The following is a 24,398-nucleotide window of genomic DNA, read 5'->3' as shown; positions in this document are numbered from 1 at the left end:
TTCCATCCAGCGTAACTTTGGACTGCGGAGTCTGCTCGTTTACGAGCAGGAAATAAACATTCCGACGTAACCTAGATGGACCGCACTGACCCTTTAGTCGCAGGAGATGCATATGCGAACTCGCAAACCCAGGATCGCCACCGGCGTGGCTGCACTCGGAATCGCGCTCTTGGCACTCGCCGGGTGCACACCTGCGGAACACGCCTCGCAAGACGGTGAACATACCGTCAGTGAAGTCGAGGCTGAGTTCGGAGTAGGTACGACGACGTTCCAAGACGGAACTCTCGTTTCGCCGCATCTCCGTATACAGATTACCAGCGCCTCAGTGATCCTGCCCGGCGAGACGGGCAACGAGTATGGCGAAGCCCCCGTGCTCGCCTTCTGGTATGAGACAACGAATCTCACCGGACAGGAAGTGAACCCGCTCACCGCCTGGTTCACTCACTTCCGTGTGATCCAAGACCAGGGCACGGGCGCGCCGAGTGAACTCACACTCGGCATGGTTCCTGACGGCAGCCTCGCCAATAACCAATCGACGGTGATAGCCGAGGGAGAAACCGTCGCGAACGCGGTCTCCTACACACTCCTTGATGCCGAGACACCCGTCGAACTCATCGCATCAGATGCTGTTCTGAACCAGATCGGTTCGGCACTTTACCCGATTCAATAGTCGATGTCCCTAGGGTGCTGCGTGCGGGTGTGGCCCCGTCGGTGCCGTGCGTTGCTCAGTGTCAGTCGCAATTCGCTCTGTTCGTCGACTGAGCCGATAACCAACGTCTTTGTTGACAGCGCGCGTCGCGGAGAACTTTAAGACGCTATAGTCGGCGATCTCACCGAGATCTGTCGCACCCTCGGCCCGGTCGCCAATCGTCGTCACCCGATGCCCCTTGTGACGCTGCAGAAAGAACTTACCGAATCCGGTCAGTGTCAGACGCTTGCCGTCTGACACTGTGTCGAGAATCTCCTCGACGGTAGCCTCATAAACAAGCGCTGCGACTCGCGTCGGCACGCCCGCGCGCCGCGCGACGCGCTTGATGAATTCCCGCTTACTGACACGCGCTCCCCCGAGACCGTTCATACTTAGTTCCCCCAACGCAGCCGCTACAGAACAACGTTCATCACCGGAACCCGCTGGTATATGAGATAACAGTGGGTCTTGGCGTGCACCAAACCTAATGCATGCGGGCGTCACAACGCGGCACCGCTACCGCCACGCTGGGGCACGTTGTCAGGCGCCGCACCGATAGCGACGCCGCGTCCGATGCTATTCCGCGCTGGTGACGGACAGAATGGAACCGTCGCTTGCGAGGTTGACGAATAGCACGTCGTCCATGGCGTCTGGATCGAGTGCATACTCCAGCACGCAGAAAGGGTCTTTGCCGCCGTGTTCGTCAGCAAGAATCGTGACACTCATGAGGCGAAGCGAACGAATCATGTCGATGTGAATATCACCAGACATCTCGATAAGCACTTCGTGCAGGCTCTCGCCGAGTTCGTCCTGTTGCTGAAGCAGAAACTCGGTGACCTCGCTTGTGCGGTCGGAGAGCTCGGAGATCATGGCCTCACGGGCAGTGAGATCTATCGACTCAAGCGAGCGAATCATCGCGGCGGCGACGTCCAGGGCATCAGATGAGACATCATCTTGATCGGGCGCGGTGAGATCAATGGTGACGTACTGGTCACCGAACTCAAGCGCTTCCGACCAGAAGATTGACCCGTCGGGGCCGGACTCCAGGAGTCCGAAGAAGTCGTGCTCAATCGCCATATCGCTATACAACCAGTCTCTGCGCGCGGAGAAAAGACCCTCCACGGAACTCATAGAAATGTAGGGCGCTCCCGCTGTATCGCGGGATGACGCCCGTCGAATTAGTCGACCAGTGACTGCGCAAATACGTGCGGAGTGAAACCGGTGAGGTCATCGATTCCCTCTCCCTGCCCGAGAAGCTTCACAGGGATTCCGGTGCGCTCCTGCACAGCAAGCACAAAACCGCCCTTGGCTGAACCGTCGAGTTTGCTCAGCACCAGGCCTGTAACGCCAGCATGCTGCAGGAATGCCTCTGCCTGCATAACGCCGTTCTGCCCCGTCGTCGCATCAAGCACCAGAAGAACCTCGCTAATGGGAGCTTGCTTCTCGATGACGCGTCGGATCTTGCCGAGTTCGTCCATCAACCCACCCTTGGTGTGCAGACGCCCAGCGGTGTCGACAATGACGATCTCGGTGCCGTTCTGCAACGCATACTCGATGGTCTGGAAGGCGACCGATGCGGGGTCTTGCCCCTCCTGCTGCGGCTTCACGATGGCAACACCCGCGCGGTCCGCCCACGTCGCCAATTGTTCAACGGCGGCGGCTCGGAACGTGTCGGCGGCGCCGACAACGATGGAGCGACCGTAGCGCACCAGGAACTTAGCGAACTTACCGATCGTTGTGGTCTTGCCCACGCCGTTCACGCCAACGACAAGCACGACAGCGGGCCGCTCGGTCAATTTCAGCGTGGTGTCGTACTTGGCAAAGTGCTCTTCCAGCGTCTCGACGAGCATGCGCTTGAGGTCGCGGGGGTCGGTGGTGTGGAACCGGTCAACCTTTTCGTGCAACTCGTCAATGATGCGCTCGGTGACGTCTGGGCCGAAGTCGGCCGTGAGTAGCGCCGTCTCCATATCTTCCCAGGTCGATTCGTCAATCGTGGGCTTGCTAAAGACGCTGCGCAGCGCGCGCCCGAGTGACCACTTACTTTCCGCCATGAGATCAGCCTACCGAGGTCTAGGCAGGCTGAACGATGCGCTGGCCGACGACGGCGGAAACACCGTCCTGGCGCATCGATACGCCGTACAGTGCGTCGGCGATTTCCATCGTGCGCTTTTGGTGGGTGATCACGATGAGCTGAGACGAAGCGCGAAGCTGTTCAAAAACGCCAAGGAGACGTCCCAGGTTGGCATCGTCAAGCGCCGCCTCTACCTCATCGAGGATGTAGAACGGGCTGGGACGCGCCTTGAAGATTGCGGTCAACAGCGCCACCGCAGCCAAAGAGCGCTCGCCACCAGAGAGCAGCGAAAGGCGCTCGATCTTCTTACCGACGGGGCGAATGGAGATTTCAATACCCGTGTTCAGCATGTCGTCGGGATTGGTGAGGGAGATGGAACCAGTTCCGCCCGGGAACAGCACGGGGAAGACCTCACCGAAGGCCACCTTGGTGTCTTCGAACGCTGCCGCGAAAATGACCTGCATGCGACCATCGAGCTCTTCGCTGATGGAAAGCAGGTCTTTTCGGGTCTCGGTGAGGTCGTGCAACTGGTCGCTGAGAAAGCTGTGGCGCTGTTCAAGCGCCGCAAATTCTTCCAGGGCGAGCGGGTTTACTCGGCCCAACTGGTTCAGTTTGCGTTCGGCCTCTTGAAGACGACGCTGCTGCTGGCGGCGATCAAACGCGATGCCTTCTTCGGCGTCGGCATCGTCGCTGGGAGCAAGCGTTTCGGGCCCGTACTCGGCGATGAGAATTTCTTCGCTGAGGCTCAGTTCGCTGTGCACCCGCTCCAGCAGGCTCGTAACGTGGAGGCGCTTCTCATGCATTTGCAGCTCGATGCCATGCACGCTTTCGGTGAGGGCGCTGAGGCGATCGCGAAGCGTCTTCTCTTGCGTACGAATCTCGACAAGCTCTTGTGACTGTGCCGCGCGTTCCGCTTCGGCAGTGGCCAGGGCTACACGCGCCTGGGAAACGGAACGGTCGACCGAGTCAAGAACGTCTGGCAGCTCGCTCGCAACGCCCTGTGCTGCATCCCGCTGGGCACGGCGGATCACGGCACGCCGCGCCGCTTCGGCCGCGGCCTCGCGCTCGCGATCGCGCTGATTCTCGAGGTTTAAAACGCGGCTTTCGGCGGCGCGCACGCGCTCGCGCAGCGTCTCTACCTCAAGGCGCGTGCGTACTTCCGTTTCGCGCGCCTCATCCAAAGACGCGAGCAATCCGTCGCGCGCGGAAGCATCAAGAATCGGGCGTGGAGCTTCCAGCGCGCCGTTGAGCTCGTTGGTGGCAGCGATAGCCTTACCCTCGGCTTCTGCAACAGCCGATTGCGCCTGCGCTAGACCCGTCTGCAGGCGCTCGGTCTCAGCGACTGCGGCCTCGTGCCGCATCGTGATGCGGTTCACGTGTTCGGCATGGGTTGCAACCGCTGCATCAAACTCGCGGAGTGTGCGCAGGCTATCTTTGGCATGGCGGCGCGCCTTCTCAACGGCATCTTTAGCGTCTTCCAGACCCTCACGCAGGGCGTCGACGATCACGGTCACCTCGGAGAGACGTTCGACGGCGGCGTCTCGCTCGGCGGCAAGCTCGAGGCGCGATGTTTCGCCACTACCGGCACGGATCATCTGCTCGGTGCAGACCGCGCCCGCACGAGTCACGATCGTGACGGGGAACCCCGTCACACTGGCTTCAAACGCACCACCTGCCGCGAGCGCGGCGTCGAGGTCTTCGGCGATGACGACGTAGGCGAGAAGGCCACGAACACCGTCAGGTGCCTTCACAACATCGAGCGCGTGTGTAATTCCTTTCACCTTCGGCAGCGCGGGCAAAGCCACCGGCGCATCGGCGATCACGATGTCGACCACGCCAAGCGATTCCGTGCGAGCCTGTTCTGCCGCCGTCACCGCATCGGGCGTTGAATGCACGAGCAAGCCTTCGGAAACGCTACCGAGCACGGCAGCGATCGCCGCTTCGTACCCGGCCTTCACCTTCATGCTGTCTGCCACAATGCCGACAACACCGTGCCCGCCGCGGGAGGCAAGGGCCGCAGCACCACCACGTACTGCGAGGGCAGACCCCAGCGCAGACGCCTTGGCTGCCAGGGAGTCCTTCTCACGCTCAGCGGCGTGCAGGCGTTCGCGCAGACCTTCCAGATCTGCTTCGGCGGCGACGGTTGCTTTCTGGGCGGCTTCGTAGCGCGCGGTGTGCTCGGCGGTGGAGCCATCGGGAGCTTCTGCGTCTTCGAGGAGTTCGGCGGCTTCGGCAGCCTCAACGCGGCGGGCTTCGGCGGCATCCATCGCGTTTTGCTGGCGCAGCACCGCGCCGCGCACCGCCGCGAGCGCGGACGCTGCCGCGTCTGCCTTGCCGCGGAGTTTGGTGATGCGCATATCGTGTTCGCTGACCAGGGCGCTCTGCTCGGCAATATCAACGTCGAGAGCGTCGAGTTCAGCGCGAGCGCGAATGGTCTCCTTGACTGCTTCGGCCGCCAAATCTTTCGCTTCGCCGAGCCCAGATGAAATGCGCGCGATCTCGCTCTTGGCCTCATCGACGTCTGCCTGCGTGACCGTGATCGGCGTGCCGACCGAGTCTTCTTCCGCTCCGAGTAACGACAGTCGCTGGTTGGCGAGGCTGTACAGACCTCGCAGTCGTTCCTGAACCTGTTCGAGTGCGAACAGCACACTGCGGGCACGGTCGACGGCCTCGGTGTTTTGAGCGCGCTCCAAATGTTCCATGCGCGTGCGCATTGTGGTGGCCTGATCCTGCAACACCATGCGCTCGGCCGACCGCTCCTGTTCGGTGCGGGCGTGATCGGCCAATGCGGTGCGCAGTGTCACCAGATCGTCGGCGAAAAGTCGCGCTTTCGCGTCGCGCACCATGGCAGCAATCGTCGCCGCTTCCCTAGCAATCTCGGCTTGCTTACCCAGAGGTTTGAGCTGACGCCGAATCTCACCTGCGAGGTCACTCAAACGGGTGAGGTTCGCTTCCATCGCCTCAAGCTTGCGGAGCGTCTTTTCTTTGCGCCTGCGGTGCTTCAGAATGCCTGCCGCTTCTTCAATGAAGCCGCGCCGGTCTTCAGGCGTGGCCTGCAAAACAGTGTCCAGGCGGCCTTGCCCCACGATCACGTGCATTTCACGGCCAAGGCCCGAGTCACTCAGAAGTTCTTGCACATCAAGCAGGCGAACCGTGTCACCGTTGATCGCGTACTCGCTCGAACCGTTGCGAAACAGCGTGCGACTGATCGTCACTTCGGCGTATTCGATCGGCAACGCGCCATCGGAGTTATCGATGGTGAGTTGCACCTCGGCACGACCAAGTGGGCCGCGCGTCGAGGTTCCGGCGAAGATGACGTCTTCCATCTTGCCGCCGCGAAGAGTTTTCGCGCCCTGCTCACCCATGACCCAGGCGAGAGCATCGACGACGTTGGATTTGCCGGAACCATTGGGGCCGACGATTGCGGTCACTCCCGGTTCGAGGGCAAAAGTGGTCGGCTGCGCGAACGACTTAAAGCCCTTGAGCGTGACGCTCTTCAGGTGCATTCGTCCTCCCGTGTTATTGTGCCTCATTTACGTTATCCGATGAGCACGGTTCGGCCGGGTAGAAACCGCGGAAACATGCGCGACACGCCCGGGGTATTGCGCAACCTGAGAGATCACGCTAGTGTCGATTCTCGGTTCAACGAATGAAAGGAGAGACCCATGATTATGAACACCACCGGCATCGCCGCATTGGCCCCTGTATCTGCAGGAGTGGTCTCCCCCGTTCGCGGAATCACACCGCGTCCGGCTCACTAACGCGAGAGGGCTCTGCCCCCGCTCCGGCCACTCTGCGCACGATTCTATTTCGTGCGCTCTGACGATATCTCGTCACTTCCCCTCTGGAACCTGCTTTCTGGTTCCGCTTCGAGCATTTCGCTCCCATCAACCGTAAGGATCCGTCGTGTCTACGACTCTCGTTTCGCGTCGCCTCGATGTGCACGAAACTGCCCATCTGCAGGCGTTGCCGACCACAACCGCGCCTCTGCGCGAACTCACATTCACCCGCCGGGCATCGGTGCGGGTAGCCATTTGGTTGCTCTCGCACCTCCCGACTCCCATCGATCACGCCGCTCGTGCGCATCAGCTTCGACTTCGCGATGACCGCGAACGCCGTGAAGTTGCCGCACGCACCGACCACTATCTGCACCTGCTGCACGTTTGAGGAGACAGCATGAACACGAAGACAAAGATTGCCGGGCTCACCGTTCGCCCGTACATCATCCCCGCCAGTGTCGACAACGACGATGCCACCGATTTTCTCGCCATGGTGGACGTGCGCAACCGCATCTACCGCGAAATCTCCGGCAGCGACGACGAAGCCATGACCGCGTCTGAACTCCTGCCGAACTTCTGGGCGGACGAGTATACGAAGCGTCACTTCTTGCTCATCGAGGTGGACGGGGTCGTCGTCGGTCGCGCTGGCGTCGACCTCCCCCTCGAAGGCGAGTCGCACGTTGCCTTCTGGATCATCGAGTTGATCCAAGATGTTTGGGGACAGGGCTACGGATCGGCGGCATACGAAGTCGTGGAGCAGATCGCCCGCGACGCGGGTCGTACGTCTCTGCAGTCGTGGGCGGAACATCCCGCAAGCGATGAGCCACGCATCGAGCCACCGACCGGCTTCGGATATGTGCCGAAAGATCACATCGCACGGTTCTACATGCGGCATGGCTATTCGCTCGAGCAGGTGGAGCGCAAAAGCCTGTTCGATCTGCAGGGAGATCTGTCGACTGTTCACCGCATCGGTGGTGAAGCACGCGTCGCGGCGTCTGATTACGAGGTTGTGCAGTGGATGCTGCCGACACCCGCGGAGTTCGTCGCGGGCTACTGCCTCATGAAAGAACGGATGGTGACCGACGCGCCGAGCGCCGATATGGAGTTCGACGAAGAGTCGTGGGATGACGCGCGCCTCCGCAAAATGGAATCACGCATTCTCGATGGCGAACGCACCCAGCTCGTGACGGCTGCTCGCCACCGCGTGACTGGTGAACTGTGCGCGTTCAACGAACTCAATATTCCGTTGGATCACACGCTCACCACACACCAGAACGACACTCTCGTGCTGAGCGATCACCGTGGCCACCGTCTCGGTGCGCTCGTGAAGTCGGCAGGCATTCTGCGCCTTCGCGAGCTGGCGCCCGAATCGCCCCGCATCATCACGTGGAACGCGGAGGAGAACCGTCCGATGCTGTCCATCAATGAAGAGCTCGGCTTTTATCCCGCCGCCCACATCGGGGCGTGGAAGAAAGTTCTTTCGTAATTGGATCGTTGGGAGCGGCGCGACGGCGTTGCCCCCAACGATCCGCGACATCCTAGGGTGGCGCTAGATGTAGTTCCCAGTGAGGTTGTGAACGCGGTCTGAGGGTGTTTGGCCGTCGATGCCGGTATGGGGTCTGTGGTGATTGTAGTGATGGAGCCAGGTGTCATAGGCCACTGCTCGGGCTTCGTCGCTGGCGTAAGTCCGGGCGTAGGCCCATTCCTGGGCGAGGGTGCGGTTGAAGCGTTCGACTTTCCCGTTCGTCTGGGGCCGGTAGGGCCTCGTGAAGCGGTGCTTGATATCGGGGCCGAGCGCTGTCGCGAACGCGCGTGATCGGTAGCAGGAGCCATTGTCAGTTAGGACTTCTCGGACGGTGATGCCCGCGTCGGCGAAGAACGCGCTCGCTCTCTCCCAGAACGCTGACGCGGTCTCTTTGCGTTCGTCGCCAAGGATCTCGGAGTAGGCCAGTCGGGAGTGATCATCGACAGCATGATGGAGGAACGAGTACCCGCGGCCCTTCTTCTTGTTGTTCCGGTTCCCGATCGTGCGACCCATCATCCGATGCCCGCCGCCATCGGGGACAGGTCGCGCAAGCGGCTGGTTCGTTCTCTTTGCCATCGGCATTTCGTTCATGATGAGCTTGCCTTTCCAGGTCTACGGCTTGCTCTATTTCGCTCCGATCACTCTGTTTTTGGCGTTCTTGATCGGGCTACCGACGCTGCTCATCGCCGCTGCAATCGTGAACAAATTCAGGGCGCGAAGCATCCGACGCGCACACCAGACGTCATCCCTTATATATCAGCGTCACAGCGCTACTCGATCACCTGGAGGCTGCGTGACTGCGGCACCACCGGTGCGCTCAAAACGTCGTTTCCTCACCTGCAAGCGAGCGCCGGACCGCTTTGGAGCTTTACTCTCGAGTTAACGGACGATCACGCACGAGGTCGACGACCATCACGATCAGAGCCGTAGTGACCCCCGCCCCGAGCGCAATCAATGTCGGCAGGAGCATGATCCACTCGGGCATCGGCAGCTCACGGCTCCCGCTAACGGACTTGTACGGCCCGAAGGTGACAACGAAGAAGAGCACCGCCGCGGCGAAGAACCCGCCGAACACTCGCAGACCGTGTTTGCCTGCGGCACTGATGCGTGACGCCCGATGAGCGCCCCGCGAACTCTCCCCACTCTTGGTCATACGCGCGCACTCCCCATCGCTTCAGCATAGCGAGAGCCGAAATCGGTAATGACAAGGAGAGCACGCCAGCCGCGCCGAGCGGACGCACGATCACACACCGGCTCGGCGGCCGTCGCTTGCTCGGCATGTGGCCGAGTCAAACAGTGATCCGTGCTCGTCGCGCGCAGGCCGTCCTCCGCCGAAACGCGGCCGACGAACTGTCCTCAGAACAAGAACTCGGGCCGGACTTCGGCGACGCCGTCGAGTTCAGCTTGCAGTCGTTTATAAAGCAATTCCCCCGTCGTCCTCCAGCTTTGGGATACGGGATCGTCGATTTGCCGGCCGTTGTACGTCTCATTCCAGGCGAACAGGTCATCGGTCAGAGCGGCGGAAACACCGAGGACGCAAGGGTCACAAGGGTAGTTGTCGGTGAAACTCTCCCAGATACCCCAGCACGTCGCCCATTCGCCAAACATACGGATGAGACGTAGCCCGGTCGGCAGAAGCACAGGAGCGGCTGACCCGCTCTTGGCCATCAGGTATCGGTCTTGCATCGTGCGACGATGTTGCCACTGGCGGGTAGTCGTCGGCTTGTGCGTGTAGTTCGTGCCGGAAATCCAGGTGAGACCACCAGAAGCTGAAGCATCCAGCAGCGCCAAACCCCACATCACCTGATGTCCATGCGAAATCTCGTAAGCCGCTTCCAGCGCGTTCTCGATTGATGTGTCGGCAATGTCGTAGGCGGTCATGGCGAGAGTCTCATCGGCAAAGAGCACCAGGCGAAACCGTGCGTCGTTCTTCTCCATAACGCCGAGAGGATCCTGCACCGCTTTGATTCGCACTGGTAGCTCCCTCTTCAATCCGTGTGGCTGATCCGCCCAGCGTACTGGACCTGCGTTGCCTGCCGCTGAGGCACATGCGCAACGTCGTCTTCCCTGCAAAAAGTGGGCAGATCTCAACAAGAATCAGCCGGGCCATTCAAATCATGAAAAGCACTCGATGACCGTTGCCTTTGCCACGAGATCGCGAAGCCTGGAGATGATGTCCTCACGATCGAGTGCATCAGCCATCAGACACTTGCCAGAGTGTCGCGCCAAACAAGAACTCCACGGTCGAGGAACTCGACAGGTACATCGTCGGGTCCTGGAATCGGATCTGCAGGATCCACATCCAGGGTGCGAGGCGTCCTGAGCCGCCGATTCGGGGCAACAGCCCACGCGGGAGCTGGGAGCCCCTCTTCACCGAGACGAAGGTCCACAAGAGCCGTAAGCGCTGCATCCCAGGCACGATCACCAGTCAGCTCCGGTTCAGCGAGGCCGAGCACACCGCGCACAAGGCCATGCTCGGACGCGAGGTTGTCGCCGAGCTAGATGAGTTCACGAAGGGCGCTGTATTTGTCGCCCGCACGAAGATATCCGCGGATCGCCTACTTACGCTCATGTGTCGATTTCGTCCGACTTTGTCAAACGCATCGCACTCTAGTGCGAGCATGGTTCGGGCGCTGCTGGCTGAACTGTCTCAGGTGTCGCGAACCTCAGATGCGCCGAGCGCTCCTGCCTGCCGCTAGCTGCGGAAAGCATCTCTCATGATTTCAGGAACCTAAGATATACGTTACTCTGAGTAACGTTATGACGAATCTAGGACGCCCGCGAAGAACCGAGACCGACGATCGCATCATCCAAGCAGCGTCAGAGCTCGTCGTTGAGCACGGCTATTCACAAGTGACTGTTGATCAAGTCGTCGAGCGCGCAGGAACGAACAAGCCCGCGTTCTATCGGCGCTTCCGCCGACTCGCGGATGTCGTGCCTCACGCCCTCCAAGCTCTGGATCATGACCTCGACGACATCGACACCGAATCACTTGTGAAAGACCTCGCTGAGTTCCAGCGACGTCAACGTTTACTGTTCAGTGCGCCCCTCATAACTCGCGGCCTCCCAGGCTGGCTTGCCGAGGTTAGCTCGACACCAGACCACGCAATGCCGTTCATCGAACAGTTCCAGGCACCTCGCCGAGAAGCGCTCCAAAGCATCCTGCAGCGCGCCACAAATCGCGGAGAAATCAAGCTCCCGCGCGATGTCGATTGGGTCACTGATTTACTCACAGCGCCCCTCATGATGCGCGCGATCATTCCTGGGCTCCCAGGTATAGATGACCGTCTAATCAGGCAGTCGGTGCACGCAGCACTCGATGCGGTGCAGTACCGGGGTGACCGACATGCACTTTCCTTACCAAACTCAGTCGATAGGAAATCACCATGATCTCACCCACTACATTTCAACGTGTTGAGTCAGGCTCCATCGCGATCTTCGCTTTAGTGTTGCTGATCACGCAGGGTCACGCTTGGTGGTGGCCACTCGTATTGTTCTTATTGTTTGACGCGTCAATGATCGGATACCTCAAGAACACCACCTGGGGCGCGAATCTCTACAATCTCGGGCACACGTACCTGGTGCCGGCATCGCTCGGCGCTGTCTACGCATTGCTTGCGGCATCTGGAAACCACATCGCATGGCTTGTGATTCTTGCTTGCAGCTGGGCATTCCATATTGGCGTCGACAGAGCGCTTGGTTATGGCTTGAAACACTCCGATTCATTCCAGAACACGCACCTGGGTACGATTGGACCAGCCAAAACTGTAACGCGATGAGCGAAGACCCGAGATCAATCGATTTGAACTCATACTTTTTTGCGCTGGCACTGAGGGCAGAAGGTCGAGGATCGCCCCGCAAACGGAATGCGCTTCATCGTAGCCCTGCAGCGGGCACATGGTTCTCCCCCGCGACCGTACGTGTGCAGCGAGCGTGCGAAGCACCCCGTCTACATCACTTTCTGACGTTGACCTGCCCCTTGTATCCGACCACGTAAGAACGATTCATCAAAACGGACCCGAATACAATAAGCGCATGTCTGCGCCAGAATTACTCAGAAACCTCATGCGCGCTATTGACGAGCGCCGCTGGTCAGATCTCAGTCAATTCCTTCACCCCGACTTCATTTGTCGGTACGTACACACCGGTGAGTCCTTTAACCGCGCCGAATGGATTGCCGTGAACGCCGAGTACCCAGGATTTGATCATCTCGTCATTCACGATCTTGTCGGCGACGCACATGCAGCCGCCTGTCGCTCACACGTAACAGCCATCGGCAAGACCGGGCTCGACCACTTCGAATGCGCAACCTTTGTCGAGACCGCAGACGATCTCATCACGGTGATGACCGAGGTGTGGACCGATGTTGCACAGACTGCTCCAGCAGGAACTCGCCCCGAGCGCGCCTGATAATATTCACCGCAGCCGCTGGCACCGCGGACAGAAGTGCGAACCGCGATTCATGAAGCTCTCGCGCACGATCGCGTTTCCGCAACGGTCACATGGCTTCCCTTGCCGGCCATAAGCGTTGAGCGAGTGCGCAAAGTAACCAGCCTGCCCATTCACGTTGACATACTGGGCGTCGAAGCTGGTTCCGCCCTCCGCCAGCGCCTTCAGCAGCACAGCGCGAACGGCGCCAAGCAACTCGGTGACTTTGCGTGCAGAAAGCGTGTTCGCCGGCTGCTCGGGGTGCAGGCGCGTGGCCCACAACGACTCGTCTGCATAGATATTGCCGATGCCACTCACGACGGTCTGATCGAGCAGCACCCGCTTGATAGCAGAGGCCTTCTTCGCAAGTGCGGCACGAAACGCGCCCGCGTCGAACGCATCGTCAAGCGGGTCGCGTGCAATATGCGCGACCTGGGAGGGAATCATCGACAGCGTCGTGCCCCAGCCGGCAGGAGCGCCATCGATGGTCGGAACCATGTGGTCGATCGCCAGGGATCCGAATGTGCGCTGGTCAGCAAACACCACGGCTAGCTCCCCGTGCACCGGATGATCGATCATGATGCGCACGCGCTCATGCCGCTCCGCCTGCGCTCCCGCCTCGCGGAGCAGAATCTGGCCACTCATGCCGAGATGACCTACGACGGCGCGATCATCAGAAATCGGCAGCCAGAGAAACTTTCCGCGGCGGGCTGCTTCCGAAATGACGGAACCAGTGAGTTGCGTTTCAAAGTCAGCGCTGGTTCCGACATGGCGCGTTAGAGCACGCACATCGCGCACCTCGACAGAGGTCACACGGGCGCCAATGACGGCAGGCGCGAGTCCGGCGCGAACGACGTCGACTTCGGGAAGTTCAGGCAACGGAACGCGTTACTTCGCCAAGCGGTCGTTCAGAACGTGCCACGCGGTGAGCGCCGCGGCCATCTCCGCTGTCTTCTTGCTGGTTCCCTCACCCGATGACACCACGTCACCAACGGTGACGGTCGCGTAGAAGCGACGGTCGTGGTCAGGTCCGGTTCCTTCGATCGTGTAGACAGGAACCGACTGTGCGACGCGCGCTGCCATTTCCTGTAGCGCGGTCTTCGGATCGATGGCGGCGCCGTATCGATCGGGATCAGCCAGCAACGGCTCGATGAGGCGGTGCACGAGTGCGGTTGCCGCGTCTTGGCCAGCCGAAAGGTACGTGGCACCAATGAGCGCTTCGGTGGTGTCGGCAAGGATTGAATCCTTGTCACGCCCGCCGGTTTGCTCTTCACCACGACCAAGGCGAATGTACTCGCCGAGACCGATGGAACGGGCAACCTCGGCGAGTGCGACGGTCGACACGACCGATGCGCGGCGCTTCGCAAGCGCACCCTCATCAAGGTCGGGGTGGCGAGTGTAAAGCAACACGGTGGTCGCCTGGCCCAGCACAGAGTCACCGAGAAACTCGAGTCGCTCATTGTGCGGAATGCCGCCGTTCTCGTAAGCGAACGAACGGTGTGTCAGTGCAAGCGACAGAAGCTCGGCGTCGATATCGACGCCGAGCTTCTGTGCGATGGTGATCAAATCACTCACAAGTCATCCGAGACGAATTAAACGTCAGCGACCTTGCGACCCTTGTACTCGAGGAACAGCTCAGTGCCCTGCGAGTCGGTGACAACCTTGGCCTGGTGCGGGCGGCTGTAAACAACCTTGCCGTTCTCAATCGTCTTGACGAGCGCGATGGGAGCTGCCTTCCACTGCGCACGACGTGAACGAGTATTTGAGCGGGAGACCTTCCGCTTGGGGGGGTTACCTGCCATGACTAGCTCTCTTCCGTGTTTTGCTCAGCAGAGTGTGCTCCGCTGGCCTGGTCTGTGAATCCTTGAAGCGCAGCCCACCGAGGATCGGTTGGCGCGTCGGCACGCTCAATCGGCGCTTCCGTCAGTCGCTCACCCGTGACCGGATCAAGGCCGGGGCAATCCGGCTGACACACCGGTTGAAACGGAAGCGATAGGACAATCGCATCCCTGACCGCAATTTCAAGATCCACGTGGTCGTCTTGAACTTCAAAGTCAGTTGCTTCGTCACCAGAATACGCGAAAAGTTCCTGGATCTCGACTTCGACACTCTCCGACAGGTCTGTGAGGCATCGCCCACACACTCCATCGAACACCGAGTGGATCTCAGCTGTTGCCAAAATCCCCTCGTGAACGGACTCGAGCCGAACGTCAATTTCGACGTCAGTGCCCGCTTCGATAGCGACAATTCCCTCTCCCCACTTTTCAGTGAGCGGGATCGTCAACTCGTGCTCGCGCATCTCCCCTGGGTGGTGGATGATGTCTCGAACATTAATCGCGAACGGGCCTGGCTTCTTGGTCTTCACAATCGTCAATCGTATCGCGCCGCGCTGATGCGCGGCTGTGTGTTGGTCGGGCGCCGCGCCTCAGATGTCGCGGGCACCGGTGTCGAGGAACTTCGCCACCGCGGGCGGAACGAACGGTGACACGTCGCCGCCGAGACCTGCGACCTGGCGCACCAACGAACTCGAAACGAGCGCGTGCGACGGGTCAGGAAGTAAGAACACGGTTTCAATCTGCGCGAGGTGGCGGTTCACGATGGCCATCGGCGTCTCATATGCGACATCCAATTGAGAACGGATGCCCTTAATCAGGACCCCGGCTCCCACATCGGTGGCGTAATCAACGAGAAGACCCATGCTCCAGGACCCAACAATGACGTTGCCACCCATGTCGTCTTCTTTGATCGACTGTTCGAGCAGACTGAGGCGCTGAGCGATGGGCAGCATAGCCTCTTTGTCAGGGTTGTGGACCACAAGCACGTGCAGTTCGTCGTACAGCGCAGCTGCGCGGCGGATAACGTCTAGGTGACCGAGCGTCGGCGGGTCAAACGACCCCGGAACGACGGCGATACGTGAGCTCATGTCTTTAGCCTAGCGACACTACGTCTTAGCCAGCGCCGCGCGTTCCGTCTGCGTCATGTGACGGCTCAATGCATCGGCAAGCCCAGCGTGCTTGGTCAGCATCGGATCGTCCGCGAGAATCTTCTCGGCCACGTCACGAGCAAGTTCGATGACCGCCTGGTCTTTCATAACGCGCAACAGGCGAAGCGATGACCGCACCCCTGACTGCGCATCGCCGAGAACGTCACCCTCACCACGCAGTTCCAGGTCGACTTCAGCCAGCGCAAAGCCGTCGAGCGTTGCCGCAACGGCATCGACTCTCGCACGTGCTGGCGTCCCCTGGTTGGCCTCGGTGACGAGCAAGCACAGCCCGGGGACGCTGCCACGGCCAACGCGCCCACGAAGCTGGTGAAGCTGTGAAACACCGAACCGGTCAGCATCCAAAATGATCATCGTCGAGGCATTCGGCACGTCAACGCCCACCTCAATCACGGTTGTGGCAACGAGAACATCGATGTCGCCTGCCGCGAACGACCGCATGATCGCGTCCTTCTCTTCCGAAGGCATTTTGCCGTGCAGGATCTCGACGCGCACACCGGCAAAGGTGGGCAGCGTCGCGAGCGTGGCTGCCACCTGCACAACTCCCCACCGCGGACGCTGCGCTTCGCCCTCCAGCGGCGGCGCCTCCTCCCCCTCGGCTTCCGTCGTCGCCTGTTCGGTATCGATTGCGGAACACACCACAAACACCTGGTGTCCCTTGGCGACCTCTTCTGTCGCGCGATCCCACACCCGACCAAACCAGGCAGGTTTCTCTGCCACCGGGGCGACAAACGTTGAGATTCCCGCGCGACCGGCGGGCATCGTGCGTAGCGTCGCGACCTCGAGGTCTCCGAAAACCGTGATGGCGACGGTGCGCGGAATCGGGGTTGCCGTGAGCACAAGCGCGTGCGGCGCACTGCCCTTGGCTCGCAGCGTCTCTCGTTGTTCCACCCCGAACCGGTGTTGCTCGTCCACCACGACGAGCCCAAGGTCTGCAAACGTGGTCTTGTCACTCAGCAGCGCGTGCGTGCCGATTACGATCAGCGCTTGCCCTGACGCGACCCGGAGCGCAGCTTTGCGTCGCTCAGGCGCCGACATCTGCCCCGTCAAAAGCGTTGGCATCAGAAGTGGCGCAAGCTCCGGCCCCAGCGCCTTTGCGATCGAGCGCAGGTGCTGTGCGGCGAGCACTTCGGTGGGTGCGATGAGGGCGGATTGCCCGCCCGACTGCGCAACCTGCAACATGGCACGCAATGCAACGAGAGTCTTGCCTGACCCCACTTCGCCCTGTACCAACAGGTTCATCGGCCAGGGTGCCACGAGACTGTGCGCGATCTGCTCCCCCACGGCCTCCTGGTCATGCGTCAGCTCAAACGGCAGCGCGCGGTCAAACCGCTCAAGAAGCGCGCCGGCCTGCCGCGGGGTCGCTTCAAGCGCACGCACCGCGACGCGCTGCTGCGCAAGCGCCGTCTGGAGCACCAGCGCCTCCTGAAGACGAAGCGTTTCGCGCGCCTTTTCGGCTTGCGCAAGAGATTCTGGTCGGTGAATCCCCATCAGTGCGTCATACGCCGGCAGCAAACCCTCTGACGTACGCAGTGGTTCCGGAATCGGATCAGGCACATTCTCGTCAATGCCATCCAGTACGAGATCGATAGATCGCCGAATCTGCCAGCTCGCCATGGCTGAGGTCGCCGGGTAAATCGGAATCGGTGTATTTGCCCACCGTTCCGGCTCAATCTCGACAGCAGAATCAAAAAGTTCGTAGTCAGGGTGCGAGAACTGCAACCCGCCCTTGTACATGCCGACTTTGCCCGCAAAAATGCCGCGCCTGCCGACAGTGAGATCTTTTGCACGCCACTGCTGGTTGAAGAACGTCAGGCTCATCTCCCCATTGCCGTCGCCGATCACAACCTCAAGAATCATGCCTTTGCGCGCCTGCATGCGGCGCTCAGTGACGCGCTTCACCTCGGCAATGATCGTGACCTGCTCACCAACAGGCAGTGATCGGATTGGCGTGAGCTCGCCGTGCATCGCGTATCGGCGCGGGTAGTGCGCGAGAAGGTCACCCACGGTGTGCATGCCGAAGGCCCGCCGCAGCACGGTTGCGGTTTTGCCGCCCACGGCTCCATCCAACCGAGATTCCATCACGAAGCGCACGCATTTAGCCTAATGGCGGTCACCCTCATTGCCTCGGAGAGAGCGGAACCTGTGGGTGCGGTCGTCAGGACTGGGCACGGCGATAGGCTGGTGAGATGACCAGGATCATTGCCGGTTCCGCACGCGGACTTTCACTCGACGTTCCTGGTTCCGGCACCCGTCCGACGTCTGACCGTGTGCGCGAATCGTTGCTGGGGGCCCTCGACTCCGTCGACGCCATCGCTGGCGCGCGCGTGCTTGACCTGTTCGCTGGGTCCGGTGCCCTCGGGCTCGAGTGCGCAAGCCGTGGTGCCGCAAGTGTCGACCTCGTGGAAAAAGCCGGGCAGGCAGCCAAAGTGGCCACAACCAATGCGGCCAAAGTCGCCAAATCTGGTGCCCCGCTCGCCCGCGTCCATGCCGTGGCCGCGGCCACTTTTCTGAAAAGTGCGCACTCGCCATGGGATCTGGTTTTCTTAGACCCCCCGTACGACATCGCAGATGCTGATCTCAACGCGGTGCTGGTGTTGTTGGCCGATCGGCTCAGCGAAGAGGCCATCGTCATCGTTGAGCGCGCGAAACGCTCCCCCGGCCCGGATTGGGCAGGTGCCGGCTTGGACGCAATGCGGGAGAAAACCTACGGCGACACCACGGTGTGGTGGGGTCAGCCTGCCTGAGCGTCCCAGTCCCGGTAAGGGTCCCATCCGCCTGGCAGATCGTATGGCCGGCCATCGACCAGGACAGCTTCGTCGCCGACCTCGGTCACCCGACCAATAGGCCGAAACCCGTCGGGTACCGCACCTGAGAAGGTGGCGAGCAACGGGTGATCCTCCCCGCCCTCCAGCGCCGATGCCGGGTTCTCGAACGCTTTTGAGTCAATCCCCATCGTGACTCCTGAGGCACGTGCCATGCGGCGCGCGTCCAGAACGAGACCGTCGGAGACATCCATCATCGCCGTCGCACCGGCAAGCGCCGCGACAATTCCCAACCCAACCGGTGGTTCCGGGCGCAACTGGGCGATGACCTCAGACCGTTCATCGTCGGTCAGTTGGTCAAGGTCGAGGGGTGTCGGCACACCGTCGGCATCGGTGAATCGACGAAACAGGGTCGACAGTCCGCGGGCGGCGACGCCCTGTTGGCCGGCAAGCGCCACGGTGTCGCCTGGGCGCGCCCCGGAGCGGAGGACCGCAGCCCGGCCTTCCAAGTCGCCGAGCGCTGTGACGGCGATCGTCAACGTTGCAGACACTGTGAGGTCGCCGCCGACAACAGCACAACCAGGCGCAAGCGCGGCGCAAGCGGCAGCGAACCCGTCTGCCATGTCTTCGACGAGGCTGACGGGCACGGTCGCCGGGATCGCGAGAGCGACCAAGAGCGCCGTCGGACGGGCCCCCATCGCGGCGACGTCGGCCAGGTTCACGGCTGCGGCCTTGTAGCCGAGATCGAACCCGCTTGACCACGCGAGACGGAAATCGGGCCCGTGTACCAGCGTGTCGGTTGTAGCAACGAGGTCACCACGCAGGGCGAGCACGGCTGCGTCATCCCCCGGGCCGACGATCGCGCCACTGGCGCCCGGTGTGCGCGCCAGAATCCGCCGCAGGATGTCGGACTCGGTGAGGTCGCCAATCAGTTCGGTCACCCCTCCACGCTATCGGGCTTAGGCTGGAGGTGTGAGTATTCCCCGCCGCTCAGCGGCCCTTGCTGCCATCGGTCTCGCCGCCAGCCTGCTCGTCGGTTGCTCACCCACTATCGCGCTTGAGCCGGCTGCGGACGCCAATAACCCGCTGTGTGCGAACGTCATGGTGAATCTTCCCGATTCCATCGCCGCCAACGAGGCCAACGCCTCACTTGAACGGGTGTGGACAGACGCACAATCAACCGCGGCTTGGGGCAATCCGGTCTCGATCTACTTTTCCTGCGGTGTCGACGTGCCGGTGGCAAGTGAGTTGCCTTGCCAGTCACACCAGGGCTTCGATTGGCTGATCGACGATTCTGATGCCCCGTTCTATCGCATGACGGTTTTCGGTCGAGAGCCCGCGATTCAGGTGTACTTCAACAGCGAGGTTGTCAGCTCGGTCGAAGTGCTCTCGCGCATCAGTAAGGCCGCACAAGACCTTCCGCTCACGGCAAAGTGCTCGCCGCGCTAAAGACCGCTCAGCACGGTGCCGTAGGCGCGTGAGGGCTAGGTTCCGAGCGCGATGATGAGCGCAGGCAGTGTCATGGTCGCAAACATGAGCGCATGAAAGCTGCCCATCACGATTCCGGTGATGGCTTGCCATCAACCAGGCTCTCCGGTCTGCTTGATCCGATTGAGCGCCGTGATCCCGAGCGGAATTGACACCGGGAACATCCCGAAGAATCCCGTCACCAGGGATCCGATCGCCATGCCGTTGGTGGGGCGCACCACCGGAGCATTCTGGTAAACGTTGACGATTTGATACGCGGATTGCGGGTGCTGTTGCGGTACCGGGTAGGCGGATTCACCGAAGTAGGTGCCTGCGGGCGACGCAAATTTCTGAGGAGCGATCGGAACCTGGGGGCCGTTTTGGTGCGTCACGGCCTGTGCAGGTGGTGTCAACGGCGTCTCAAAATCGCTTGCCATGCGCTACCCCTCAGTACGCTCCAAAGCCGTGTCGAGCAGCTCGGTAATAAGCTCAGCGTACGTCATGCCCGATGCGATCCAGCATTTCGGGAACATGGAGATCGGTGTGAATCCGGGCATCGTGTTGAGTTCGTTCACCACAGGACCGTTCTCGGTGAGGAAGAAGTCAACGCGCGCGAGTCCGATGCCATCGACAGCCTCAAATGCGGCAACCGCTGTCTCCTGAAGCGAACGCATCTCGTCATCGGTGATGGCGGCAGGACACACGACATCCACACCGTCGCCGCCGAGGTATTTGCCCTCAAAGTCATAGAACGCACGCGTGGTGAGCACGATCTCGCCTGCGAGGGACGCTCGCGCCGGAGCGCCACCGCGCCCCTCGAGCACGCCGACTTCAACCTCACGACCCGTAATACCCTGCTCTACGAGCACCTTCGAGTCTTCCGCCAATGCGATGCTCATTGCGTCATCGAACTCGCTCATGTCGCTGACACGCGAAACGCCGACGCTGGAGCCGGCGCGTGCAGGCTTCACGAAGATCGGCAGCGGGTACGCACTCGCGCGCGCACGCACGCCCGCGGCATCCTGGTTCCACTCGCGCGCTGTGGTGGTGAAACCGGGCGAAACCGCAATTCCGGCGGCCGCCAGTGCAATCTTCATGAAGTGCTTGTCCATGCTGATGGCGGAACCAAGAACGCCGCCGCCAGCGTACGGGAGCCCCAGAATATCGAGGAAGCCCTGCATGGTTCCGTCTTCGCCATGCACACCGTGCAGAATCGGCAGCACGACGTCAACCTCGCCAAGTTCACGCACCGCGCCGTCTGCCTCGCGAACGCTCAGGGTGCGGTCGTCAGCACCCTCAGGCCAAATGATGCGGGTGCCGTTGTCAACGATCTCCGGCAGGTTTGCCGAATCGAGCTGAAACTTTTCCGGGTTGTCCTCTTCAAGGACAAACGTTCCGTTGCGGGTAATGCCGATCGGGATGACCGTGAACCGGTCGCGATCAATCGCCCGAAGCACTCCGCCCGCCGTCGCGGAACTGATCGAATGCTCGCTTGAGCGCCCGCCGAAGAGCACCGCCACCACCTGCTTGGCCATACTGCGTCCTCTCCCCCTTCGGGGTGTCGTCATCGGTGGTCAAATGCGGCGCGATGTCGCGCGGATTCATTTGCCCGTCCAAAACCATCTTCACCTGGCGAACGATCGGCATATCAACGCCGACCTCCTTCGCCAGCTGCAGCACCGGCGCGACGGAGGCGAGACCTTCCGCCGTCTGGTTCATCTGCTTTACAACGTCTTTCATGCTGTAGCCCTGGCCGAGCAGTCGCCCCGCGGTGTTGTTGCGGCTCAGCGGCGACTGGCATGTGGCGATCAAGTCGCCAAGGCCAGCAAGGCCCTGCAGGGTTTCCGGCTCAGCGCCATACGCGACCGCGAAATCGGTCATCTCGACGAGACCGCGCGTAATGATCGACGCTTTCGTGTTCTCGCCGTAGCCGACACCGTCGACGATACCGATGGCCACGGCGATGAGGTTCTTCAGAACCCCGCCGAACTCGGTACCGGTCACGTCGGTGTTCACGAATGTGCGGAAATACTTGTTGCTCGCCAATCGCGCGACAGCTTCTGCCGTTTCGCGGCTTGTCGATGAAATCACGGCAGCGGTGGGTTGCTCACGAGCAATCTCCAGCGCCAGGTTCGGCCCTGATGCGACGGCAATGCGTGCCGGATCGATCTGCAGCTCCTGCTCGATCACCTGGCTCATCCGCAGCCCCGATGACTTCTCGACCCCCTTCATCAGACTGATGATGGGGGCGTCGGAACCAGCGATAAGGGGCCGAATTGCCTTCAGGTTTTCGCGGGCCGTTTGGCTCGGGATGGAGAGAAAGATCTGTTCAGCGCCTTCCAGCGCCTCCGACAGATGCGGCGTTGCCGTCATCGAGCGCGGCAGGTTGATGCCAGGCAGATACTGGCTGTTGCGCTTGCTTTCGCGAATCTCCAGAGCTTGCTCTGGTCGCCGCGCCCACATCGTGACGTTGCTACCGCCGTCAGCAAGAATCTTGCCGAACGTGGTTCCCCAGCTTCCGGCGCCGATGACTGCGACCTTCGGCGCTGCCATGGGCTTACGACTCATAATTGCCGGTTTCTTTCTGGTTGTGCTTGCTGGGATCCCACCGCTCGGCTGGGGCCTTTTCGTTGCGGAGCTGCGCGACGAGCGCTGCGATTTCGTTCATCAGCAGAGTAGTCGCTTCGGCCAGTGCGCGTGGCTCGCGCTCTCGACCTTCGAACGCGGAGAGATCGATCGGCTCTCCAACGATGAAGATCGACTTCTTACGCAACGGCCACAACGAGAACTTTCCGTAGCGCGGCATGATCTTCTCGGCACCCCAGTGGGCTGCCGGAATCAGCGGCACCCCGGCCTCGAGAGCCAGACGCACGGCGCCCGTCTTTCCGCGCATGGGCCAGAGATCAGGATCACGCGTCAGCGTGCCCTCGGGATAGACGATGACGCCGCGTCCGGTTGCCGCCAGGTTCTCGGCGGCATCCAGCGTCTGTCGTGCGCCGGTACTTGTCGATTCGCGCTGCACCGGAATCATTTGCGTCACGCGCAGAATCCACCCGACAACCGGAATCTTAAACAGGCTGGCTTTCGCCATAAATCGTGGCGCTCGCCCCATCCGCCATACCGAGACGGCAACGATGAGCGGGTCAAACTCAGACATATGGTTCGGTGCCAGCACGTACGCACCGTCTTTGGGCAGCGCACCGAGGCGCTTGGTCTTGGTGACGAGCGCGACAAGCGGAACCGCGATGGCCGAAAGTGGCCAAAACCAGCTCAGCTTGCTCTTCTCCGGTGAAACGGACATCAGGTCAGATTAACCGACGACGTCGAAGTCAGCGCCAAGCCCGGTCAGCTTGTCGAGGAACTTCTCGTAGCCGCGGCGGATGATGCCAATGTTGCGCACCACGGATTCGCCTTCGGCCGTCAACGCCGCAATCACGTGGCTGTAGCCACCACGGAGATCCGGAACCACAATGTCGGCACCGTGCAGAGGCGTCGGGCCGTTGACAACGGCCGCCTGCTCGAGCATGCGACGCGGCACGCGACGTGGCCCATCCTGAAGACCGTGCGGGTGCACAACAATGTTGGCACCCATCTGGTTCAGGGCGCTAGTGAAGCCGAAGCGATTTTCGTACACGGTCTCGTGCACGATGGACTCGCCGTGCGCTTGCGTCAGCGCCACGATGAGCGGCTGCTGCCAGTCCGTCATGAAGCCAGGGTGCACGTCGGTCTCAACCGTGACAGCGCGCATGTCGCCGTCGCGGCGGAACAGGATGCCGTCTTCGCGCACATCGAAGTCGCCACCCATCCGACGAATCACGTTCAGGAAGGTGAGCATGTCGGGCTGACGCGCACCCTCGACAAAGATTTCACCGTTGGTCGCGAGTGCTGCTGCTGCCCAGCTTGCGGCTTCGTTGCGATCAAAGATCGAACGGTGGTCGTAGCCACGCAGGCTCTTGACGCCCTCAATCAGAATGACGCGGTTGGGCTCGATCGAGATGATCGCACCCATCTTCTGCAGTACCGCAATGAGATCCATGATCTCCGGTTCGATGGCCGCGTTCTTCAGCTCAGTGACGCCTTCTGCACGCGTTGCCGTCAGCAGGACCTGCTCGGTAGCGCCGACGCTCGGGTACGGAAGGTGAATGTTGGCTCCGCGCAGACCGTTGGGCGCCGACAGGCGGATTCCACTCGGTTGCTTCTCAACGACGGCACCAAACTTGCGCAGGGCGTCAAGGTGGAAGTCGATCGGACGGTCGCCAATACGGCAGCCACCGAGGTCAGGGATGAATGCCTGACCGAGACGGTGCAACAGCGGACCGCAGAAAAGAATCGGAATACGCGAAGAACCCGCATGCGCGTCAATCTCTTCGAAATGCGCTGACTCGACATTTGCCGGGTCAAGCAGCAGCGAGCCTTCTTCCGGCCCTTCCGACACGGCAACCCCGTGCACCTCAAGCAAAGAGCGCACGACGGCAACATCGGAGATGTCGGGGACGTCACGAAGGACTGACGCGGTCTCGCCAAGGAGCGCAGCAACCATCGCCTTGGTGACGAGGTTCTTCGCGCCCTTGACCGAAACGCGTCCTGACAGCGGTTGCCCGCCGCGAATGGCGAGGATTTCCTCATCCCCTGAACTGGGTGCTCCGGACGACGAAACGTTGTTCAGGGTCATAC

At 61.1% G+C, this 24,398-nt stretch carries 27 protein-coding genes and 1 pseudogene; 8 read left to right on the top strand and 20 right to left on the bottom strand.

What is annotated here, in order from left to right:
- Nucleotides 1–145: 145 nt before the first annotated feature.
- Nucleotides 146–670 carry a DUF5067 domain-containing protein gene (locus KTJ77_RS05130; protein WP_217337392.1) on the top strand — a complete coding sequence of 175 codons (525 nt, stop codon included), beginning with the start codon at nucleotides 146–148 and terminating at the stop codon, nucleotides 668–670.
- Nucleotides 671–679: 9 nt separating this feature from the next.
- On the opposite strand, the gene KTJ77_RS05125 is transcribed toward KTJ77_RS05130, so the two are convergent.
- The 4 genes from KTJ77_RS05125 to smc all read right to left on the bottom strand — a co-directional run bounded on the left by KTJ77_RS05125 (nucleotide 680) and on the right by smc (nucleotide 6,265).
- Nucleotides 680–1,078: an HU family DNA-binding protein gene (locus tag KTJ77_RS05125; RefSeq protein ID WP_217337391.1), complete on the bottom strand. Its 399-nt coding sequence runs from the start codon at nucleotides 1,076–1,078 to the stop codon at nucleotides 680–682.
- A gap of 186 nt (nucleotides 1,079–1,264) precedes the next feature.
- Nucleotides 1,265–1,765, bottom strand: a complete 501-nt coding sequence (locus KTJ77_RS05120; RefSeq protein ID WP_217337390.1) for a DUF2004 domain-containing protein — start codon at nucleotides 1,763–1,765, stop codon at nucleotides 1,265–1,267.
- A 101-nt stretch (nucleotides 1,766–1,866) separates the two neighbouring features.
- Nucleotides 1,867–2,739, bottom strand: coding sequence for a signal recognition particle-docking protein FtsY (ftsY, locus tag KTJ77_RS05115; protein ID WP_217337389.1), 873 nt, complete (start codon nucleotides 2,737–2,739; stop codon nucleotides 1,867–1,869).
- A gap of 19 nt (nucleotides 2,740–2,758) precedes the next feature.
- Complete coding sequence (gene smc, locus KTJ77_RS05110) at nucleotides 2,759–6,265, bottom strand: chromosome segregation protein SMC (RefSeq protein WP_217338345.1); 3,507 nt, start codon at nucleotides 6,263–6,265, stop codon at nucleotides 2,759–2,761.
- Nucleotides 6,266–6,665: 400 nt separating this feature from the next.
- Here smc and KTJ77_RS05105 point away from each other — a divergent pair, with 400 nt between their 5' ends.
- A complete protein-coding gene (locus tag KTJ77_RS05105) occupies nucleotides 6,666–6,926 on the top strand; it encodes a hypothetical protein (protein WP_217337388.1) in 261 nt (86 codons plus the stop codon).
- Between the two features lie 9 nt (nucleotides 6,927–6,935).
- Nucleotides 6,936–8,024 (top strand): GNAT family N-acetyltransferase, encoded by a 1,089-nt coding sequence (locus KTJ77_RS05100; protein WP_217337387.1) that lies wholly within the window; start codon nucleotides 6,936–6,938, stop codon nucleotides 8,022–8,024.
- Between the two features lie 63 nt (nucleotides 8,025–8,087).
- Here KTJ77_RS05100 and KTJ77_RS05095 read toward each other — a convergent pair.
- The 3 genes and pseudogenes from KTJ77_RS05095 to KTJ77_RS05085 all read right to left on the bottom strand — a co-directional run.
- Nucleotides 8,088–8,603, bottom strand: a pseudogene (locus tag KTJ77_RS05095) (integrase core domain-containing protein); the annotation flags it as partial.
- Between the two features lie 328 nt (nucleotides 8,604–8,931).
- On the bottom strand, nucleotides 8,932–9,216 hold the full coding sequence (locus KTJ77_RS05090) for a hypothetical protein (protein ID WP_217337386.1): 285 nt from the start codon (nucleotides 9,214–9,216) through the stop codon (nucleotides 8,932–8,934).
- Between the two features lie 203 nt (nucleotides 9,217–9,419).
- The gene (locus tag KTJ77_RS05085) at nucleotides 9,420–10,001 is read right to left on the bottom strand and encodes a hypothetical protein (RefSeq protein WP_217337385.1); all 582 of its coding nucleotides are present in this window, start codon (nucleotides 9,999–10,001) and stop codon (nucleotides 9,420–9,422) included.
- An 822-nt stretch (nucleotides 10,002–10,823) separates the two neighbouring features.
- On the opposite strand from KTJ77_RS05085, the gene KTJ77_RS05080 reads away from it, so the two are divergent.
- Both KTJ77_RS05080 and KTJ77_RS05075 read left to right on the top strand, forming a co-directional pair.
- Nucleotides 10,824–11,453, top strand: coding sequence for a TetR/AcrR family transcriptional regulator (locus KTJ77_RS05080; protein ID WP_217337384.1), 630 nt, complete (start codon nucleotides 10,824–10,826; stop codon nucleotides 11,451–11,453).
- The gene (locus KTJ77_RS05075; protein WP_217337383.1) at nucleotides 11,450–11,842 is read left to right on the top strand and encodes a DUF4260 domain-containing protein; all 393 of its coding nucleotides are present in this window, start codon (nucleotides 11,450–11,452) and stop codon (nucleotides 11,840–11,842) included. Before KTJ77_RS05080 ends, KTJ77_RS05075 begins: the two co-directional genes overlap by 4 nt.
- Before the next feature lie 29 nt (nucleotides 11,843–11,871).
- Here KTJ77_RS05075 and KTJ77_RS13585 read toward each other — a convergent pair whose 3' ends face one another.
- Nucleotides 11,872–11,991, bottom strand: coding sequence for a zinc finger domain-containing protein (locus KTJ77_RS13585; RefSeq protein ID WP_217338344.1), 120 nt, complete (start codon nucleotides 11,989–11,991; stop codon nucleotides 11,872–11,874).
- 107 nt (nucleotides 11,992–12,098) lie between these two features.
- Here KTJ77_RS13585 and KTJ77_RS05065 point away from each other — a divergent pair, with 107 nt between their 5' ends.
- Entirely contained in the window at nucleotides 12,099–12,473 is a 375-nt protein-coding gene (locus KTJ77_RS05065) for a nuclear transport factor 2 family protein (RefSeq protein ID WP_217337382.1), read from the top strand.
- A gap of 6 nt (nucleotides 12,474–12,479) precedes the next feature.
- Here the strand turns inward: KTJ77_RS05065 and mutM are convergent, their stop codons facing one another.
- The 6 genes from mutM to KTJ77_RS05035 form a co-directional block, all read right to left on the bottom strand.
- Nucleotides 12,480–13,370, bottom strand: a complete 891-nt coding sequence (gene mutM, locus KTJ77_RS05060) for a bifunctional DNA-formamidopyrimidine glycosylase/DNA-(apurinic or apyrimidinic site) lyase (RefSeq protein WP_217337381.1) — start codon at nucleotides 13,368–13,370, stop codon at nucleotides 12,480–12,482.
- Between the two features lie 9 nt (nucleotides 13,371–13,379).
- Complete coding sequence (rnc, locus tag KTJ77_RS05055) at nucleotides 13,380–14,057, bottom strand: ribonuclease III (protein WP_254367602.1); 678 nt, start codon at nucleotides 14,055–14,057, stop codon at nucleotides 13,380–13,382.
- Between the two features lie 26 nt (nucleotides 14,058–14,083).
- On the bottom strand, nucleotides 14,084–14,293 hold the full coding sequence (gene rpmF / locus KTJ77_RS05050; RefSeq protein WP_105668338.1) for a 50S ribosomal protein L32: 210 nt from the start codon (nucleotides 14,291–14,293) through the stop codon (nucleotides 14,084–14,086).
- Between the two features lie 2 nt (nucleotides 14,294–14,295).
- Complete coding sequence (locus tag KTJ77_RS05045; RefSeq protein WP_217338343.1) at nucleotides 14,296–14,790, bottom strand: DUF177 domain-containing protein; 495 nt, start codon at nucleotides 14,788–14,790, stop codon at nucleotides 14,296–14,298.
- Between the two features lie 126 nt (nucleotides 14,791–14,916).
- Nucleotides 14,917–15,414, bottom strand: coding sequence for a pantetheine-phosphate adenylyltransferase (gene coaD / locus KTJ77_RS05040; protein WP_217337379.1), 498 nt, complete (start codon nucleotides 15,412–15,414; stop codon nucleotides 14,917–14,919).
- Nucleotides 15,415–15,432: 18 nt separating this feature from the next.
- On the bottom strand, nucleotides 15,433–17,574 hold the full coding sequence (locus KTJ77_RS05035) for an ATP-dependent DNA helicase RecG (RefSeq protein ID WP_217338342.1): 2,142 nt from the start codon (nucleotides 17,572–17,574) through the stop codon (nucleotides 15,433–15,435).
- Between the two features lie 107 nt (nucleotides 17,575–17,681).
- Here KTJ77_RS05035 and rsmD point away from each other — a divergent pair, with 107 nt between their 5' ends.
- Nucleotides 17,682–18,239 carry a 16S rRNA (guanine(966)-N(2))-methyltransferase RsmD gene (gene rsmD, locus KTJ77_RS05030; protein WP_217337378.1) on the top strand — a complete coding sequence of 186 codons (558 nt, stop codon included), beginning with the start codon at nucleotides 17,682–17,684 and terminating at the stop codon, nucleotides 18,237–18,239.
- Here rsmD and thiL read toward each other — a convergent pair.
- Nucleotides 18,227–19,198: a thiamine-phosphate kinase gene (gene thiL / locus KTJ77_RS05025; protein ID WP_217337377.1), complete on the bottom strand. Its 972-nt coding sequence runs from the start codon at nucleotides 19,196–19,198 to the stop codon at nucleotides 18,227–18,229. The genes rsmD and thiL overlap by 13 nt on opposite strands.
- Nucleotides 19,199–19,229: 31 nt before the next feature.
- Between thiL and KTJ77_RS05020 the strand changes: the two genes are divergently transcribed.
- Nucleotides 19,230–19,706 (top strand): DUF3515 family protein, encoded by a 477-nt coding sequence (locus KTJ77_RS05020; RefSeq protein WP_217337376.1) that lies wholly within the window; start codon nucleotides 19,230–19,232, stop codon nucleotides 19,704–19,706.
- 131 nt (nucleotides 19,707–19,837) lie between these two features.
- Here the strand turns inward: KTJ77_RS05020 and KTJ77_RS05015 are convergent, their stop codons facing one another.
- The 5 genes from KTJ77_RS05015 to murA are packed head-to-tail and all read right to left on the bottom strand — an operon-like array spanning nucleotide 19,838 to nucleotide 24,396.
- On the bottom strand, nucleotides 19,838–20,161 hold the full coding sequence (locus KTJ77_RS05015; RefSeq protein WP_217337375.1) for a DUF4190 domain-containing protein: 324 nt from the start codon (nucleotides 20,159–20,161) through the stop codon (nucleotides 19,838–19,840).
- Between the two features lie 3 nt (nucleotides 20,162–20,164).
- A complete protein-coding gene (locus KTJ77_RS05010) occupies nucleotides 20,165–21,259 on the bottom strand; it encodes a D-alanine--D-alanine ligase family protein (protein WP_217337374.1) in 1,095 nt (364 codons plus the stop codon).
- Nucleotides 21,165–22,292 (bottom strand): NAD(P)H-dependent glycerol-3-phosphate dehydrogenase, encoded by a 1,128-nt coding sequence (locus KTJ77_RS05005; protein WP_217337373.1) that lies wholly within the window; start codon nucleotides 22,290–22,292, stop codon nucleotides 21,165–21,167. The genes KTJ77_RS05010 and KTJ77_RS05005 overlap by 95 nt, the downstream gene beginning before the upstream one ends.
- Entirely contained in the window at nucleotides 22,282–23,025 is a 744-nt protein-coding gene (locus KTJ77_RS05000; protein ID WP_217337372.1) for a 1-acyl-sn-glycerol-3-phosphate acyltransferase, read from the bottom strand. Before KTJ77_RS05000 ends, KTJ77_RS05005 begins: the two co-directional genes overlap by 11 nt.
- 9 nt (nucleotides 23,026–23,034) lie before the next feature.
- Nucleotides 23,035–24,396: a UDP-N-acetylglucosamine 1-carboxyvinyltransferase gene (gene murA, locus KTJ77_RS04995; protein ID WP_217337371.1), complete on the bottom strand. Its 1,362-nt coding sequence runs from the start codon at nucleotides 24,394–24,396 to the stop codon at nucleotides 23,035–23,037.
- Nucleotides 24,397–24,398: the final 2 nt, after the last annotated feature.

The sequence above is a fragment of the Microbacterium sp. NC79 genome (assembly GCF_019061125.1).
GTDB lineage: Bacteria > Actinomycetota > Actinomycetes > Actinomycetales > Microbacteriaceae > Microbacterium.
Note: the sequence above shows the minus strand (reverse complement) of the source record. Positions and strands in the feature narration are given on the sequence as shown.

Coding starts and splice junctions, on each gene's coding strand:
- KTJ77_RS05065 (WP_217337382.1), top strand. CDS start 12,099: ATGTCTGCGCCAGAATTACTCAGAAACCTCATGCGCGCTATTGACGAG.
- murA (WP_217337371.1), bottom strand. CDS start 24,396: ATGACCCTGAACAACGTTTCGTCGTCCGGAGCACCCAGTTCAGGGGAT.
- KTJ77_RS05045 (WP_217338343.1), bottom strand. CDS start 14,790: ATGCGCGAGCACGAGTTGACGATCCCGCTCACTGAAAAGTGGGGAGAG.
- smc (WP_217338345.1), bottom strand. CDS start 6,265: ATGCACCTGAAGAGCGTCACGCTCAAGGGCTTTAAGTCGTTCGCGCAG.
- KTJ77_RS05035 (WP_217338342.1), bottom strand. CDS start 17,574: ATGGAATCTCGGTTGGATGGAGCCGTGGGCGGCAAAACCGCAACCGTG.
- KTJ77_RS05125 (WP_217337391.1), bottom strand. CDS start 1,078: ATGAACGGTCTCGGGGGAGCGCGTGTCAGTAAGCGGGAATTCATCAAG.
- KTJ77_RS05120 (WP_217337390.1), bottom strand. CDS start 1,765: ATGGCGATTGAGCACGACTTCTTCGGACTCCTGGAGTCCGGCCCCGAC.
- KTJ77_RS05075 (WP_217337383.1), top strand. CDS start 11,450: ATGATCTCACCCACTACATTTCAACGTGTTGAGTCAGGCTCCATCGCG.
- rpmF (WP_105668338.1), bottom strand. CDS start 14,293: ATGGCAGGTAACCCCCCCAAGCGGAAGGTCTCCCGCTCAAATACTCGT.
- KTJ77_RS05100 (WP_217337387.1), top strand. CDS start 6,936: ATGAACACGAAGACAAAGATTGCCGGGCTCACCGTTCGCCCGTACATC.
- KTJ77_RS05000 (WP_217337372.1), bottom strand. CDS start 23,025: ATGTCCGTTTCACCGGAGAAGAGCAAGCTGAGCTGGTTTTGGCCACTT.
- KTJ77_RS05010 (WP_217337374.1), bottom strand. CDS start 21,259: ATGGCCAAGCAGGTGGTGGCGGTGCTCTTCGGCGGGCGCTCAAGCGAG.
- ftsY (WP_217337389.1), bottom strand. CDS start 2,739: ATGGCGGAAAGTAAGTGGTCACTCGGGCGCGCGCTGCGCAGCGTCTTT.
- KTJ77_RS05015 (WP_217337375.1), bottom strand. CDS start 20,161: ATGGCAAGCGATTTTGAGACGCCGTTGACACCACCTGCACAGGCCGTG.
- KTJ77_RS05080 (WP_217337384.1), top strand. CDS start 10,824: ATGACGAATCTAGGACGCCCGCGAAGAACCGAGACCGACGATCGCATC.
- KTJ77_RS05090 (WP_217337386.1), bottom strand. CDS start 9,216: ATGACCAAGAGTGGGGAGAGTTCGCGGGGCGCTCATCGGGCGTCACGC.
- KTJ77_RS05005 (WP_217337373.1), bottom strand. CDS start 22,292: ATGAGTCGTAAGCCCATGGCAGCGCCGAAGGTCGCAGTCATCGGCGCC.
- coaD (WP_217337379.1), bottom strand. CDS start 15,414: ATGAGCTCACGTATCGCCGTCGTTCCGGGGTCGTTTGACCCGCCGACG.
- rsmD (WP_217337378.1), top strand. CDS start 17,682: ATGACCAGGATCATTGCCGGTTCCGCACGCGGACTTTCACTCGACGTT.
- KTJ77_RS05085 (WP_217337385.1), bottom strand. CDS start 10,001: ATGGAGAAGAACGACGCACGGTTTCGCCTGGTGCTCTTTGCCGATGAG.